The organism is Draconibacterium halophilum (assembly GCF_010448835.1).
Classification (GTDB): domain Bacteria; phylum Bacteroidota; class Bacteroidia; order Bacteroidales; family Prolixibacteraceae; genus Draconibacterium; species Draconibacterium halophilum.
In genome coordinates this window covers 1788986-1804351 of the sequence record NZ_CP048409.1, presented here as the reverse complement: position 1 = coordinate 1804351, position 15366 = coordinate 1788986, and the positions used below count along the sequence as shown (strand labels likewise).

General features: G+C 42.6%; 11 protein-coding genes. All 11 read right to left on the bottom strand.

Features of this window, described 5'->3' with window-relative positions:
* Positions 1-13 precede the first annotated feature (13 nt).
* Positions 14-1852 carry a glutamine--fructose-6-phosphate transaminase (isomerizing) gene (gene glmS / locus G0Q07_RS07250; protein WP_163345455.1) on the bottom strand — a complete coding sequence of 613 codons (1839 nt, stop codon included), beginning with the start codon at positions 1850-1852 and terminating at the stop codon, positions 14-16.
* 17 nt (positions 1853-1869) lie between these two features.
* On the bottom strand, positions 1870-3903 hold the full coding sequence (locus tag G0Q07_RS07245; protein WP_163345454.1) for a DUF4954 family protein: 2034 nt from the start codon (positions 3901-3903) through the stop codon (positions 1870-1872).
* 186 nt (positions 3904-4089) lie between these two features.
* Positions 4090-5076, bottom strand: coding sequence for a PAS domain S-box protein (locus G0Q07_RS07240; RefSeq protein WP_163345453.1), 987 nt, complete (start codon positions 5074-5076; stop codon positions 4090-4092).
* A gap of 40 nt (positions 5077-5116) precedes the next feature.
* Positions 5117-5593, bottom strand: coding sequence for a nucleoside deaminase (locus G0Q07_RS07235; RefSeq protein ID WP_163345452.1), 477 nt, complete (start codon positions 5591-5593; stop codon positions 5117-5119).
* 177 nt (positions 5594-5770) lie between these two features.
* Positions 5771-7072: an NAD(P)/FAD-dependent oxidoreductase gene (locus tag G0Q07_RS07230; RefSeq protein WP_163345451.1), complete on the bottom strand. Its 1302-nt coding sequence runs from the start codon at positions 7070-7072 to the stop codon at positions 5771-5773.
* 132 nt (positions 7073-7204) lie between these two features.
* Complete coding sequence (locus tag G0Q07_RS07225) at positions 7205-7888, bottom strand: FtsX-like permease family protein (protein ID WP_163345450.1); 684 nt, start codon at positions 7886-7888, stop codon at positions 7205-7207.
* A complete protein-coding gene (locus tag G0Q07_RS07220; protein WP_163345449.1) occupies positions 7873-10446 on the bottom strand; it encodes an ABC transporter permease in 2574 nt (857 codons plus the stop codon). Before G0Q07_RS07220 ends, G0Q07_RS07225 begins: the two co-directional genes overlap by 16 nt.
* 38 nt (positions 10447-10484) lie before the next feature.
* Entirely contained in the window at positions 10485-11162 is a 678-nt protein-coding gene (locus G0Q07_RS07215; RefSeq protein WP_163345448.1) for an ABC transporter ATP-binding protein, read from the bottom strand.
* 87 nt (positions 11163-11249) lie between these two features.
* Positions 11250-12536 (bottom strand): glycosyltransferase family 4 protein, encoded by a 1287-nt coding sequence (locus tag G0Q07_RS07210; protein ID WP_163345447.1) that lies wholly within the window; start codon positions 12534-12536, stop codon positions 11250-11252.
* A 106-nt stretch (positions 12537-12642) separates the two neighbouring features.
* Positions 12643-13752: an outer membrane protein assembly factor BamB family protein gene (locus tag G0Q07_RS07205; RefSeq protein WP_163345446.1), complete on the bottom strand. Its 1110-nt coding sequence runs from the start codon at positions 13750-13752 to the stop codon at positions 12643-12645.
* A gap of 1 nt (position 13753) precedes the next feature.
* The gene (locus tag G0Q07_RS07200) at positions 13754-15355 is read right to left on the bottom strand and encodes an FAD-dependent oxidoreductase (RefSeq protein WP_163345445.1); all 1602 of its coding nucleotides are present in this window, start codon (positions 15353-15355) and stop codon (positions 13754-13756) included.
* Positions 15356-15366: the final 11 nt, after the last annotated feature.

The following is a 15366-nucleotide window of genomic DNA, read 5'->3' as shown; positions in this document are numbered from 1 at the left end:
ACGTCTTTACGTATTACTCCACGGTTACCGATTTCGCCAAATTACGCGGCTGATCAACATTACAACCCTTTAACAACGCAATATGATAGGCCATTAACTGCAAAGGAATAACCGCCAGCAATGGCGCCACAGCGGGATGCGATTTTGGAATTTCAATACTATCGTTTACCAATTCTTTTACCCCCTTGTCTCCTTCAGTTACAATGGCAATAACATTCCCTTTTCGTGCTTTTACTTCCTGAATATTGCTCACTACTTTTTCGTAATAATCATCCTGAGGAGCAACTACAACTACCGGCAAATTATTATCCACCAGCGCAATTGGCCCGTGTTTCATTTCGCCAGCGGCATATCCTTCGGCATGTATGTATGAGATTTCTTTTAGTTTTAAAGCCCCTTCGAGCGCCACAGGAAACAGATATCCGCGCCCGAGGTAAAGCGCATTTACCGCTTTCTGATATTTTTCTGCAATATTTTTGATTTTTTCACCGTCTGCCAGAATGGCACGCCCTTTTTCGGGAACTTCAGCCAGCTCTTTTACCAGCATTTTATAGTCTTCGCCGCTGATGGTTCCTTTGCGTTTGGCTAATTTCAGAGCAATCATCGTTAGCACCGTAACCTGCGCCGTAAAGGCTTTTGTTGAGGCTACGCCAATTTCAACTCCGGCGTGTGTATAAACGCCGGCCTCGGTTTCGCGCGCCAGGCTCGACCCCACCACATTACAAATTCCTATCGCCGTTGCCCCTTTAGATTTTGCCAGCTCCAGAGCCGCCAAAGTATCGGCCGTTTCGCCACTCTGGCTAATTAAAATCACCACATCCTGCGATGACAAGACCGGCTTTCGGTACCGAAACTCCGAAGCATATTCCACTTCAACCGAAACCTGCGCATATTCTTCAAAGAGGTATTCAGCAATCAGGCCGGCATGCCACGATGTTCCACAGCCAATGATAACAATACGGCGGGCAGCTTCCAATTTTGGAAAAACATTGAGCAAACCTCCTAAAACAATTTCTGAATAATTGTTTTGCAAACGTCCCCGAAAAGTCTCTTCAATGGTTTTTGGCTGCTCGTGTATTTCTTTCAGCATAAAATAGTCGTAGTCGCCCTTATCCAATGCTCCAATCTCCATATCAATACTACTGATCTTCAGCGAAACCGGATTATTCCGAACATTACTCAAGGTGAAACCATCCTTTTTTAAGATGGCAATATCTTCGTCATTCAGGTAAACCACCTGGTTCGTGTATTCCGCAATGGGCGAAGCATCGCTGGCAATAAAATATTCGCCATTGCCGAGCCCAACCACAAGCGGACTGCCTTTTCTGGCCACTACAATTTTCTCGCTTTCCTTTTTACAAAGCACTGCAATTCCGTAGGCACCCACTACTTTCGACAAAGCCAGTTGCACAGCTGCTTCCGATGTTATCTCATCATCCTGCAAATAAAAATACTCGATCAGATTGGCGAGCACTTCGGTATCGGTATCACTTTCAAAACGATAATTATGTGTTTCCAGGTCTCTTTTCAGTTGCGCATAGTTTTCAATTATACCATTGTGAACGAGTGAAAAATGCCCATGCATGGAAACATGCGGATGCGCATTTTTATCGCTGGGTTCGCCGTGTGTTGCCCAGCGTGTATGTCCTATTCCAACAGTACCGTCATCAGTTTTACCAACTACAAAATCTTCAAGATCTGAAACCTTTCCTTTCTTCTTATAGTTCTCCAACGAGCCATTTAACAGCGCTACTCCAGCCGAATCATATCCTCGGTATTCCAATCGTTTTAATCCTCCGATCAAAATCGGGAATGCTTTCTTATCGCCAATGTATCCTACAATTCCACACATATTCTTTTCTTTGGGTTTTAACTATTATTTTCAACTGTTTGCTTACTTTCTCGTACCTGAATCATCTGCTCAATGACCCGACTACCGAGTCGTTCCTTTTTCTGCATGTGCCCTTTTATCTCCTTCACCGTTTCATCATCTTCAAACTCGCCGCGCACTTCGGTAAAATCAAGTTCACGTGCCCCGTTCTGCCCGTCAACACCAAAACCGGTCATTTTACTCATCGAAAATTCTTTCCGGGCATCTTCATACAAAAAGCGATCAATACCCAGCACACTTTCTTTCCACTTCTTCACAATGTTAATTACATCTGAGGCTTCAAATTCGGAAATACTTTTTCCATAGAAACTTTCCAGCACGGCTACGGCCCAGGTCCACTCATAATTATAGTAATTTTTATGCATCATTGCCAGAGCCGAATTCACTTCTTCAAGCGACTGCACCACACCATTTTCTACCGAATAAAGCAACTGGTCGAGCGCCTGGAACGGACAAATCATTCCGGCTAAATCCACCCAATAACCCTTTCCAAACTTTGTATCAGGCTGCAGTGCTTCGCGCATTTCGGTATTTGTTTTATATGTGCCTCCATTTAAACGCGTAATCAATGAGTTCCCCAAAAATTTCCAAATTGCCATTTCATAGAGCTGAACTCCCCTGTCGAGCGCATGTTTTTCAATTTTCATCCGGTCGTAAGTATAAACCTCGGTTTTGTCTTCTGAAGACTTTCGGATTTCAATTAACTTTTCCCGCCCCTTAATCATTTTGTCAATGGTGTAAGGACTCAGTAAGTTAAAATTGATCAGATCGAGTAGGTTCGAATCTTTTCGTTTATCGCGTTTAGGCCACTTTTGTGTATCTCTAATTGTTCCGATACTTTTCAGGTTGATGCCGGGAACCAAAATACTTTCATCTTTACTCTCAATTAGGTACGAGAATGGGAAATCAGTAGTATCGCAATGTTTGTAGTGGCGCCCCATTACCAACGAGAATGCCCCAATTCGCGATGGCCAAAGCAAATAAGAATCGCTGGTGGTTTTTGCACCACGTTCCATAATTCCCTGGTGAATAGGCCCCAACTTATAAAGGTGATTACTTTGGTTCGATCCGCTTCCGGCATTTAAAAACGAAAACATACCGGCAATAAGCAAGGTTGATTTATGATGTGTAACCGTGTAAGGCCCTGCAAATATTGAACATGCCTCGCCATGAAATCCCTGGCAGTTGGCAAAAAACAAAGAGTTTTCAGCTGAATAATGCTTATCCAAAGTACAGCCCTGACCAATAAAACATTTCGAAACCAATGTAGCATCAGCGATTTTTGATCCCGAACTAACAATGAAGTCCTCCATTATCACGCCTTCTCCAATCATAACCGGTGCTTCGAAATTGCTGTTAACACTACCGTTATGCAACTTTTTTGCCCCATCAACAGTGGTAGCAGGTCCGGTTTTTACGTTTAATATTGTATTGCAATTCAGAATTTTGGAATCGGCTCCGATTACTCCCATTTCGCTGCTTACATATTTAGTATAATCGGCAACCATATTTTTTAGCGAGCGCACCACTTCGGGCCGGTGTCGGTATAACGACATCATGTAAGCAACGTGTGCCGAGAGAAAGTCATAGATCGGGATATCGCGTCCTCCACCTTCGTTTATTGCTTCAACAACCACTCCGTTACCAAATGATGTTGCGCCATCAACGGCAAGGGTTGTAATGTTATGAATGACAACATTCTCTTCAATCCGGTAATTGGCAATGTAGCTTCGCACATTATGAATCAAGGCATTTTTCCCAACCTCGCAGTTATGCAACCATGCATTGTAGATACCTGTTTTAAAGGTGATCCCCCCGACCAGTTTAACCGATCCGGAAAAACTTTTTAAGCGAATACGGCCTGAAAACTTGCAGTTCTCAATACAATCGGGAATAAAATCGTGTGATACTTTTATTAAACTCCAATCGGAAGAAGAACATCCCTGATGAACCAGTTGTCCTATTTCCTCATCATATAAACTTCGGTAATTGTTTGCTGTGTTTTGTGTCATAAGTGGACCATTTTGAAATCCAAAGTTATTGGAAATAAAATAGATCGCTAGCACACAAAACCTAACAACAACACACACTTACCCAACAACAACATAACACAGCATTCTCAATGTGCTCACTATGTACATGTTGCAAACCACGAAAGCACTACAACAACACACAAGCAGCAAACAAATAACCTAATACTACAATTGCTCAAGATATTTTACCAGACGGATTTGGGTTTTAATGCCCAGTTTTTTACGTAATCGTACGCGCGAGATTTCCACACTTTTGGAAGTAATATTCAGCAGACCAGCAATTTCTTTACTCGACAGACCCAATCGAATGTAAGAACACAACTTTTTATCGTTCACCGAAACCACGGCATGTCGTTTTTGTAAACGATCGAGAAAACCCGGATGAATTTTTTCCACCTGATTTTCTACCATCGACCAATCGACCGGCTGAACAGCATTGGCCTGCAACATATCTTTGAGTTGCTGAAGAATTAAAGCAGGCTTTTTAGTTTGGCTAAACTCATTCGACTGAATTAGATGCACGGCTTTCGTCAACAACTCATTTTTCTGAGATAGCTGCAATAAAAACGAAACCAGCTCACGGTCTTTTAACTCCAGTTCAGTTTGCAGTCGCTGTTTATTTCTGCTGTCAAATTCTTTCGACCGCTCCAGCTCCGAGATATGGCCCATCGCATCTTTTAAACGACTAATATCAATTACCGACGCCCGAATGCCAAGATACTTTCCAATTTTATCGTACACGCCGCGCACATTCATCATAAACCAACGAAGTTGTTTGGTACGGGTAAGTACACGAAATTCAAGCGTTTGATTAACCAGTGTTTGATTTAAAGCCCCTGTTAAAAAGTTGCTGTACTTCTCTTTGTCGGCATCATAAACCAACAACGCTGCAATTCCGGGCGAAGCAATAATTTGATTTGCGGTATATCCAGTAAGATCGTAACACGAAGGCGAGCAGTATTTTATATTACCATTGGGTTTAAACCAAAGTTCCCAGGCAAAGGCAAACTCCGCAATTAGCTGGTAAAACAGGCGTTTCTCTCGCTCTTGTTCTTCCTGAAATTTGGAATTTTCCAGATCCAGCTTTAACCGCGAAAGCTCTTGTTCCAGTTCTTCAATGCGTTTTGTGTGGTCTCTTTTCTCGCCGGTCATACAATAAAAATAAGAAAAATACCGAGGTAAGCGTTTATTCTCAATATTCCTTTTTATCCTCCTTCTCGTTCCACGCCTCAAAAACCACACGAGCTTCATCCCGCATCAGGTTTTCAAACTTTATCTGCCTTTTCTCCAATTCTATTTCTAATTCGTCGTAAATAAACTGATCGTCAAATTGCGCTCCTGCCGCATCTTCTTTCGTTGCTCCATAAACGACCCTATCAGGCCGGGCCCAATAAATGGCGCCCAAACACATCGGGCACGGTTCGCAAGAGGTGTAGATCGTACATCCTTCCAACTGAAAAGTATTTAAAACCTTACACGCTTCCCGTATCGCAACTACTTCGGCATGTGCAGTGGGGTCGTTTGATGAAGTTACCTGATTGTATCCTTTTCCGATAATTTTATTGTCCTTTACCACCACGGCACCAAACGGGCCACCATGATTACCATCCATCCCCTGTTGTGCAAGCGTAATTGCCGCCCGCATAAATTTCTCGTTCTGCTCTTCCATTGTTTCTGAATGTTATACCGAACTTGTAAAATTAAGACAGTTATTGTTAAAATGAAATATTTACGACACGTGATTCTCCGGGAGAATTAAAAACGAATGAAGTTCAGCCTAAAATAAATTAACAGAACAACCTTTTGAAAAAAATCACTTACATGGAATCAAACAGGAAAAATTAGATTATTTCTGACGTTTTTGCCACTCAACACTTTTTGCTGAAGGCCGGATAATTAAGCGAAGCGACTGGTCGTAAGTCATGTAGTTCCATAACCAGTTAATAAAAATTACCAGGCGGTTTTTTACGCCCACAATCGACATTAAATGCACAAACATCCAAACCAACCAGGCCGGAAAACCGGAAAATCGTAAACGAGGCAAATCAACCACTGCCCTGTTTCGTCCAACAGTTGCCATTGAGCCTTTATCACGATATCTAAATGAGACCAGACTCTTACCCTTCTGCATCTTTTTAAAATTTTCAGACAGACAACTTGCCTGCTGCAAAGCTACCTGTGCAACCTGAGGATGCCCTTGCGGATAATCAGTTGTTTCCATGTAGGCAATATCACCGATGGCAAAAATATTTTCGTATCCGTCAACCTGGTTATAGGTATCCACTTTTATACGATTTCCACGAACCACATTTTCTTTTTTAATTCCGGAGGGCATTTGTCCTTTTACGCCTGCGGCCCAAATAAGCGACCGGGTTTCAAGATCCTCCTGACCTACCAGCTCCACCGTGTTTCCATCGTATTTTTCAACTTTATGATTCAGTTTTACTTCAACACCCAAATTGGCAAGGTAATTAAGCGCCTTTTTGCCTGCTTCCTCTGTCATTCCGGCTAATAGGTGTGGATTAGCTTCCACCAAAGTTATATTCATCAGGTTAAAATCAAGCCCGGGGTAATCTTTAGGCAAAACAAACTTTTTCATTTCAGCCAGCGCACCACAAACCTCCACGCCAGTCGGGCCACCGCCAACCACCACAATATTTAGCAGACGCCTAACTTCTTCCTCATCACGAATGGTGACTGCTTTTTCGAAATTTTCAAGCAAAGTATTCCGTAAAAACAAAGCTTCAGAAACCGATTTCATTGGGATACTGTTGGTTTCAAAACTTTCCATACCAAAAAAATTGGTGGTAGCTCCGGTTGCAATTATCAGGTAATCGTACCAAACTGTGCCCAATGTTGTGTCAATCAACTTCTTTTCAGACATGATTCTTCTAACCTCGGCAATCCTGATAAATACATTTTCAGATTTCTGAAATACTTTTCGCAACGGAAATGAAATGGAACTTGGCTCCAGCCCCGATGTTGCCACCTGGTAAAAAAGAGGCTGAAACTGGTGATAATTATTTCGGTCAATCAGTACGACCTGAAAATTGTGTTTATAAAGGTTTCGGGCTAAGCGCAAACCGGCAAAACCTGCACCTATAATTACTACTCTCTTTTGAGCTGTTTCCGGTATATTTACTGGCATTTATATAACTTTTACCTCTGCAACAATTGCTCATTCTGAAAAGTTTTAATGAAAAGTGCAATACAACAATTTGTTTACATTTAACGAAGAACAAACCATTTTCGGGATCTAAATTGTAAATTTCCGCCCCAACTACTCTGTTTTTAGATCATTGATCAATGATTTCTTTTGCAGTGAGAACCAACTCAATCCGGTAATCCAAACTACACCATTTACAAGAATCAGCGTTACAACAATTGCTACTGTTGAAAAAGAAGCATCGGTATTTGTCGACAGAAATGCCGGCAAGGTGGCCACCACTGCCGTAATAAATCCAATTAAAACACCCGATAAAAGCAGCAAGGAGTATTCGTTTATCAGTAGTTTAAAGACCGATTTTTTTGTGAATCCAATGGCTTGCATCAGGGCGATTTCGCGCCGGCGCTCCAAAATGGTCCGGGCCAGAATCACTGCCAGACCAACCGTTCCCAAAATCAAACCCAGTGCTCCCAGCGCCAAAAATATCGATAAATAAGTATTAGTGACCGAATAAAACTCAACAAGTCGTTTAGCCGCACTTTCCATTTCCCAGCCATAATCGCGAAAAACCAATTGTAACTCTTCGCCAATAGCGGTTTCATTTTCGGCAGCTCCTCCCACCAAAAAGATATTAGATCCTGAACTGCTTGGATAATTTTTCAGAAAATGATTATTTGCAATAATTATGTAGCCTTGAAATACAGATGGTTTTGTTCCGGCAATCAATTTCAACTTTAATGTATCGCCCAATTCGTTCTGGTACAATAAAACATCACCCATTTTCATGCCAAGCCCCACTGAATAACGGTTTGATCGGCAATGGCAGGAATGGTTCCGTCATCAAAATCAGTTTCCAGACTTTGCCACGGATCAATTTCCAGCCCTTTCATTTGTGCAGCAAAATCAAATCGCCCGGCCAGATTTTCGGTATCAACCCCCAAAATTGCAGGCTGTGCAATGCGATTCAGATTCAGACAACTGGCATCGTCGCCATCCACTTTCCGAAACTGTACCACATTAAAATCTTCGTACATTCCTTCTTCTGCCTTTTTATTCTCGTTATTAATATCGAAAAGAACGGGCATCGTTGTTTCTGCAAAATACAGAAAGCCTCCTGTGCCACTCGTCTTTTTGTTTGCCCCGGCAATGAGATCCATTTTATACGAACCGGTTGAAATAACGATAAACGTGCCCAATGCAAAAAGCGTAACAATGGTAATCGACCGGCTGATATTTCGGGTAAGATTAATGGCTGGCAGCTGTTTGAATTGAAATTCGCGGGCCTTTTTAGTTTCCCGCTTCATCAGCAACTTTCTGAACAGCAACAGCAAACCAACCAGCATTAATCCGCCAGACATGAAAAACATCGAAGCATCGGCTTGCTCTGCCATCAATTGAATTATAAATACTACGACCGACAATACCAACGTCCCCCACAACACTCCGCTCAGGATGCTTGTTTTTAGATGCTTTTCTTTTACTGCAACCTGTTTTTGCAGATCAACAGCTTTTTGTTTTTGAAAGCGCCGTAATGAAACGGCAATGGCAACCAGCGAAACGACCAAACTAATAAGCAATCCAATAACCAGAGTAGTGGGCATCAATTGAATTTCGAGTACATTGGTACGGACAATATCAAACCATAACGAATTTAGAATACGAAAAATCAGCTGGGTATAAAACCAGGAAATCACAAGCCCGACAATTGCGCCAAACAGAGAAACCACAAAACCTTCGGACAGGTAAAAACGGCGAATATGTTTTTGCTGAAAACCAAGAGCGACCAGCAGTCCAATTTGCGTGGAGCGACTTTCAAGATTTAAACGAAAAAGCAAAGCCGTTAGAATAATTGAAGCCACCAGAATAAAAAAGCTCAGGCCAATAAATAATCCGCTAAAATCAGTTCCGTTTTGAGCCGCATGAACTCCTTGTTGGCGAATTGGTTCTACCACCATTCCCAAATCGGCAGGCAAAATAGCTGCGGCAAATTCTTTTTTGTATTCCTCCTCATTAAATGAAGCAACAGGAAAACGCACAGCTGTAAAATCACCAAAACGGTTCGACCACAAACGCAGCGCACTTTCTGTTGAAATAAAAGCTTTTGGCGTGCCTTTGTAATCGTCCCAGTATTTTTCGTCTTTTTCGCGGATGGCATCCAAATCAATGGGAACACCGGCTTCCCACTCGCGGCAATGACCGGCATCTGACAACCCCGGCAAATGTGGCACCCGCGTTGGATCGGCCAATGGCGAGTCCATCGGGATAATATCTTTTAAAATAAAGCTGGCTTCTTCATTCACCAACTGGCGCAAGGGACCAATCTCAAAATACTGCAAACGAATAGTATCTCCTATATTCGCATTAAAATCATCTGCGGCCCAACGGTTCAAAATTATTTCGTTTGGTCTCAGCTTTGGCTCGGTCACCGACGACACAAATGAATAGGGAACCGAAGATTGATTATGGTCGATCGCATTAACAAAGTAGGTCAGGATCATATCTGCACCGGGCAAACTTCCAAGCAGATCCGAAATTTTTGGTTCCATAAAAACCCGCTCGGTAGAAATTTCCACCTCTCGTCCAATATCTAATTTCTTCAACGTTAATCCTGCATCGGCGGGTGTTAAACAGCTATTCACTACTTCAGAAACCACTTCTGTTTTCAGCTCTGTAGAAACCAGAATCTGGTTCGCCTTTCCTTCAAATTCCATTAATCGGTTGAGACGTTCAATCGATATGAAAATATTGTATGGTGCCGTCTGCGAGTTTTTCAAACTAAAGCGCCCCAACTCCTCTTTGCCAACCACCTTTTTTATGGTTGCACGCAGGGCCACACTTGTTTCTTCTGCCGATACAAACGGAGCATTCATCGGAATTAAACTGGCTTTCTTTATCCGAACCAGGATATTATCGCCGGCGCCTTTTTGCAAGCGCTCTGCCAGGTTTTCGCTTATGGCAATTTCGTTATTTTGTAATTCTGTAAAAAACGGAGTGTTTGCGATCTCCTCAAAATCGGTATTAACGCCAACCACCTGAACTTTATTCGCGCGTTCCTGACCGCCATCGGCTACAGCCATTCCCTCCAATAAAAGCACCGAAGTAGCTTTCAGATCAGGATTTGCAGTTTCCATCTCCGTAGCCATTTCCTGACGAAAATAGCGCTCTTTAACCGCAACCAGATGTGTTGTTTCGCCCAACCGATAAAAAGTTGCCTGGGTTAAACTGTGCCTTACCGAATCGCCAATCACCAGTGAGCCGGTTAACACCATCGTACTGATAGCCACACCAATTGCCACCAACAAATTGGCTTTAAAATAGTGAAGAAAAGATTTTATTATGTATTGAAATTTGGTCATACCCCTTTGTCCTTTGGACATTTCCCCTAAAGGGGAAACTATTCGTTTTCCAGTTTTCCGTTTCTTAGTGTGAATTTTGTATCCATTTTTTGGGCTAACTCTGCTGAGTGAGTTACTGTAACCAGCGTTACGCCTTCCTCTTCGCTGAGTTGTATAAGTAGCTCAGAAAGTGCATTGGCATTGGCCTCATCGAGTGCGCCGGTTGGCTCATCGGCAAGAATCAACTCAGGTTTATTGATTAGCGCACGAACCACAGCAGTGCGTTGGCACTCACCTCCCGACATTTCGGATGGTTTCTGATTACGCTGATCTGAAATGCCGACTTTTTTGATCAGATATTCCGCCCAGTCTTTTTGTTCCTTAGTAACTTTTCCTTGCGGTAAAAGCGGTAGTAACACATTCTCCCATAAATTCAGTTGTGGCATTAAATGGTGCAACTGAAAAACAAAGCCAAGATTCTGATTACGAAATGCCGCCAATTGCGTTGAAGTGTATCCGGTAATATTGGTTCCGTTAAACAAAACTTCTCCGGAATCGGGCGTATCCAATGCGCCAACCAAATTCAGCAAGGTTGTTTTTCCTGAACCACTTGGCCCGATTATCGCCACTTTTTGCCCTTTCTCCAGTTCAAGATTCAACTCCTTTAATACGGGTCGAAAACTGTGAGTTCCTGCTTCTCCGTATCCTTTTGATATGTTTTTTAGTTGTAGTAGCATTTTATCTTAGGTTTTCTCCGTGTCTTCACTGCGTCCTCTGTGGTTTAATTTTCTTTAACCACTGAGAACACCGAGATTTCGCAGAGACTATTTCTTTAAATCTTCATACAACTCAACAATCTCGGCTGCATGATTATGGATATTAAAATTTGCTTTGGTTCCTTCGTAACCGGCCTGACTCAGCTGTTCTAATTTTTCAGGATCATTTAATAATCCAGCCCAGCTTTCACTGAGTTTTTCCGGCGTATTTGGCGAATAAATCATTCCTCCACCTGAAACATCTACTATCTCAGGGAAGGCGCCCAAAGCTGGTTGCACCACCGGAACACCAGATGCCATAGCTTCCAACAAATACATTCCGAATGCCTCGCCGATTCGAACAGGGACAGAGACCATCGCAACTTTCTTAAAAAAATCGTGACGGGCTGCACCTTCAAATGCTTCTACCACTTCAAATTGATGTAGTAAACCAGCCTCTTTAAGTTTATGTTTTTGCTCTTTAAAAAACTTTTTATCATCGCCGGTCAAACCTCCGGTTGCAATCAATTTTACCTCTTCAAAACCTTCTTGCTTTTTCAACTCAATAAAGGCATCTACCACAATATCGAAACCATCTTTATGGCACATTCTTGAAATATATCCAACATTTTTCGGTTTCTCTTTCACCGGAATATAAGGGTAATCCTCTACATCAACTCCCAGGTAAAATGTGTGCACCTTGTTATCTTCCAAACGCATGCGCTTTTTCATTTCATCGGCAAAATAATTGCTTACGGCAACCAGTGCATCCACATCCGCTGCACGCTCGTGCATTAAATCCCAGATTGGCTGCTGAAACTGTGGTTGCATGGCATACACCCAAACATCCTCGTCCTGAAGTGAGCAAACCACCGGAACACCAACTTTTTCTTTTAGTCGTTTTGCCAACCCCAGTAACAAAGCATTCGAAATATGAATGACATCGGGTTTGCAATGTTCAGCAATCCAATCGGCCATTTTATCCAGCTCCTCTTTTTGTTCGCCATGCTCGCCCAATAACATTGAAATGGTCATGTCTTCCAAGCCTTTAGCACGGGTTGATCCGGCCATGGAAGCTGCCATTTTCATCATCGGTTTGGAATTCAAGAATTTATCGAACCAAGCAGGTGCTTTTCTGAAAATCGGGTAAACCTGCTTGAGATAAGTGCTGATGGCTCCATAAAAGATCGGGATATCGGAGATGTCGTGTTCATCGGAAAAAAGTGGCAGATACATGGGGACCTTTACCACCTGATGATCCAGTTTTCGTAACGCATCAACGTATTTACTGTCGCGCAGACAATTACCGCAGTAAAAGCTACCACCTGATCCGGGTATGATTTGAATTATATTCATTTAAAGCTCCCTCTGACTCCCCAAAGGGGGAGAATTGTACAATATTAATTTTATAAGTTTTGTGCCCTATCCGGTTCCTCCCCCACGGGGAGGTTAGGAGGGACTTCTACTCGCCAAAACAATAAATATTTCCATCGTATGCTCCCACAAAAAGCTGACCGTTGGCCACTGCAGGATTACTAATGATTTGGCTTCCCAGTTCATATGTCCAAACAGGCTTTCCGTCTGAAAGGTTCACAATAGCCAGATCGCCGCGCATATTGGCCACAACTACCTTATTTTTAACAATTACCGGAGAGGCCTCCACCTGCCGCCCGGTGTTGTATTCCCAAAGTTTATCTCCTGTATTTTTATCGAAACAGTACAAAAATTTGTTATGGTTAGCCGTTAAAACTTTATCGCCAATTAAAGCAGGCGAAGCAATAAACTGCAAATTGGTTTTTTCGTCCGACCACACCCAAGTTGTTTTGTCATTCTCGATATCTACCTGAAAAAAGCGGCCATCGTAATCGCCAACATAAACTTTATCGTTTTCAATGGCAACCGATCCGGCCACATAAGTTGCCACATCAATTTTTTCTACCAGCTTGCCAGTTATAACATCAACCACGTGAAGATATCCGTCGCAGCCCCCAAATATGGCTTTTCCATTGGCACAGGCTGCTGCTCCATTGATAAAATTATCCGACTCGTATTTCCATTTCAACTCACCGCTTTTGGCATCCACACAATGGAGGTAGTAATCGTAACTGCCCATAAAAATATAGGTCGTACCGTTTTCTGTCCACCAGTTTGCTGAGCCTATAATTTGGTTTTCGCACTCGTAATCCCAAAGTTTTTCACCATTGTCGAGATTGAGAGCGAATAAAAATCCATCAAGATTTCCTATATAAACCGTGTTATCCAAAATTAAAGCAGGAGCCTCAATTGAGTTTTCAGTATTAAATTTCCACAATAATTCCCCAGAAGTATCCAGACAGTACACAAAACCATCGGTGGAACCGATTACCACTTTATTGTTGGCAACCACCGGCGCTGACTTAATATTATCTCCGGTTTCGAAAGTCCATAATAGCTTTGGAGAATCAGGCAATGTTGTTTTTGAAACTCCTGTCAGATGCTGATCGCCGCGAAAAATTGGCCACGAATCAGAAGGCTGAGCAGACAAAATAGACACCCAAAATATTGCAATTATAATTGATAGTAGTCTTCTCATATTATTTCTCTTCAATCTTTTTATCAACAGATTTCTCCTTCTCCGTCGTCGAAATGACATCTTTTAACGAGATTGCTCCTGTTGGACAACCTTCAGCAACTTTTCGTGCCGTTTCGGTTAATCCTTTTTTCAGGTCTTCGTTAAACGGAACACCAATTTCCACATCAAAACCCCGGCCAATAAATGAAAAACCAAACTTCTCCTGATATTTTCCGGTTAGGCGAACGCAAATTCCGCACTTGATACATTTTTGCGGCTCGTACACCACCAAATCGTGGTTGATCTCTTTTGTAATCTTTCGGCGCTCGCTGGTTTTAAACCGCTTCTGATCCACCTGATATTGATCGGAGTATTCGCGCAGCTTACAATCATCAATGGCACGGCAATCGCAATGCAAGCACCTTTTTGCTTCTGCAATGGCTTCTTCGCGGGTAAAACCAGCGTTCTTTCCCTGTTCCGGTATTCTACGCTTACCTTCTACCGACTCTTTCAGGTATTCAGTAAACTCCTCTTTTACCATCTTTCCAAAACGCGAATTGAATAAACGCGGCTCTCCTTTTATCTCTTGTCCGGCCAGAAATTGCATGACCGAAAAAGCCACTTCTTTCCCCTGACCAACCGAGCGAATTGCCAGTCGCGATGAGCGCAAAACATTACCGATGGCAAAAACTTTCTCATCAGAAGTTTGATAGGTATTTCTGTCGGCTACAATTCCCTTTGGTCCGGCTTTCAATTCATATTTTTCTGAATCATCAGTAACTGTGCCGCATGCGAGAACTACCGCATCAAAATCCTTTTTTAGCTGATTAAATTGGGCTACTCCGATCGACTCACCTCCACGAAATTCAGCACCGGTTTTTAAGATCGCTTCAATTTCACCATCCAAAACATCCATCGGCAGAACCTCTTCACTTAACTCCGTGCGAAGTAAACCGCCGGCTTTTTCATTTTTATCAAAAAGAGTTACATCAATTCCTTTCAATTGCATGTAATATGCAGCCGCTAATCCTGCCGGACCGGCACCAATTACAGCAACTTTCTTACCGGTCTTATCAACTTCAGGAACCGTTGGTTCAACGCCATCGTCTCCCACAATTCGTTTTAACAGACAAATTGAAACAGGCTCATCAACCGTTTTCCGATGGCAGGCACCTTCGCAGGGAGCCGGACAAATACGACCCAAAACAGCAGGCAGGGCAATATCTCTTTTTACGACTGCCAATGCCTCATCAAACTTTCCGACAGCAATCAGTCGGTTCATGCGCGGAATATCCATGTGTGCCGGACAAGCGATCTGGCACGGACCTTCACAATCGCCAACATGTTCGCTTAAAAGCAATTCCAATGCTGTTTTTCGCGAATCGGCAATTTCCTGATCATCGGTACTAATTTCCATTCCGTCAACCGATTTTACCGAACAGCTTGGAAAAAGCCGACCGTTCTTTTTATCTTTAACCATACAAAGCATGCAGGAAGTAAAGTGCTCCAGCTCGTCGTGCCAACACATATTGGGAATTTCGAATCCCATTTGCTGCGCGGCTTTCATCACCGAAGTTCCTTCTTCTACTTCAACTACTTTGTTATTTATTTTTATTTTTATCATCTATATCTCTC

What these genes read in the sequence shown, in the direction of transcription:
- glmS (WP_163345455.1), bottom strand. Translation starts at nt 1,852, where the DNA reads ATGTGTGGAATTGTAGGATACATTGGCGATAAGAAAGCATTCCCGATT.
- G0Q07_RS07245 (WP_163345454.1), bottom strand. Translation starts at nt 3,903, where the DNA reads ATGACACAAAACACAGCAAACAATTACCGAAGTTTATATGATGAGGAA.
- G0Q07_RS07240 (WP_163345453.1), bottom strand. Translation starts at nt 5,076, where the DNA reads ATGACCGGCGAGAAAAGAGACCACACAAAACGCATTGAAGAACTGGAA.
- G0Q07_RS07235 (WP_163345452.1), bottom strand. Translation starts at nt 5,593, where the DNA reads ATGGAAGAGCAGAACGAGAAATTTATGCGGGCGGCAATTACGCTTGCA.
- G0Q07_RS07230 (WP_163345451.1), bottom strand. Translation starts at nt 7,072, where the DNA reads ATGCCAGTAAATATACCGGAAACAGCTCAAAAGAGAGTAGTAATTATA.
- G0Q07_RS07220 (WP_163345449.1), bottom strand. Translation starts at nt 10,446, where the DNA reads ATGACCAAATTTCAATACATAATAAAATCTTTTCTTCACTATTTTAAA.
- G0Q07_RS07215 (WP_163345448.1), bottom strand. Translation starts at nt 11,162, where the DNA reads ATGCTACTACAACTAAAAAACATATCAAAAGGATACGGAGAAGCAGGA.
- G0Q07_RS07210 (WP_163345447.1), bottom strand. Translation starts at nt 12,536, where the DNA reads ATGAATATAATTCAAATCATACCCGGATCAGGTGGTAGCTTTTACTGC.
- G0Q07_RS07205 (WP_163345446.1), bottom strand. Translation starts at nt 13,752, where the DNA reads ATGAGAAGACTACTATCAATTATAATTGCAATATTTTGGGTGTCTATT.
- G0Q07_RS07200 (WP_163345445.1), bottom strand. Translation starts at nt 15,355, where the DNA reads ATGATAAAAATAAAAATAAATAACAAAGTAGTTGAAGTAGAAGAAGGA.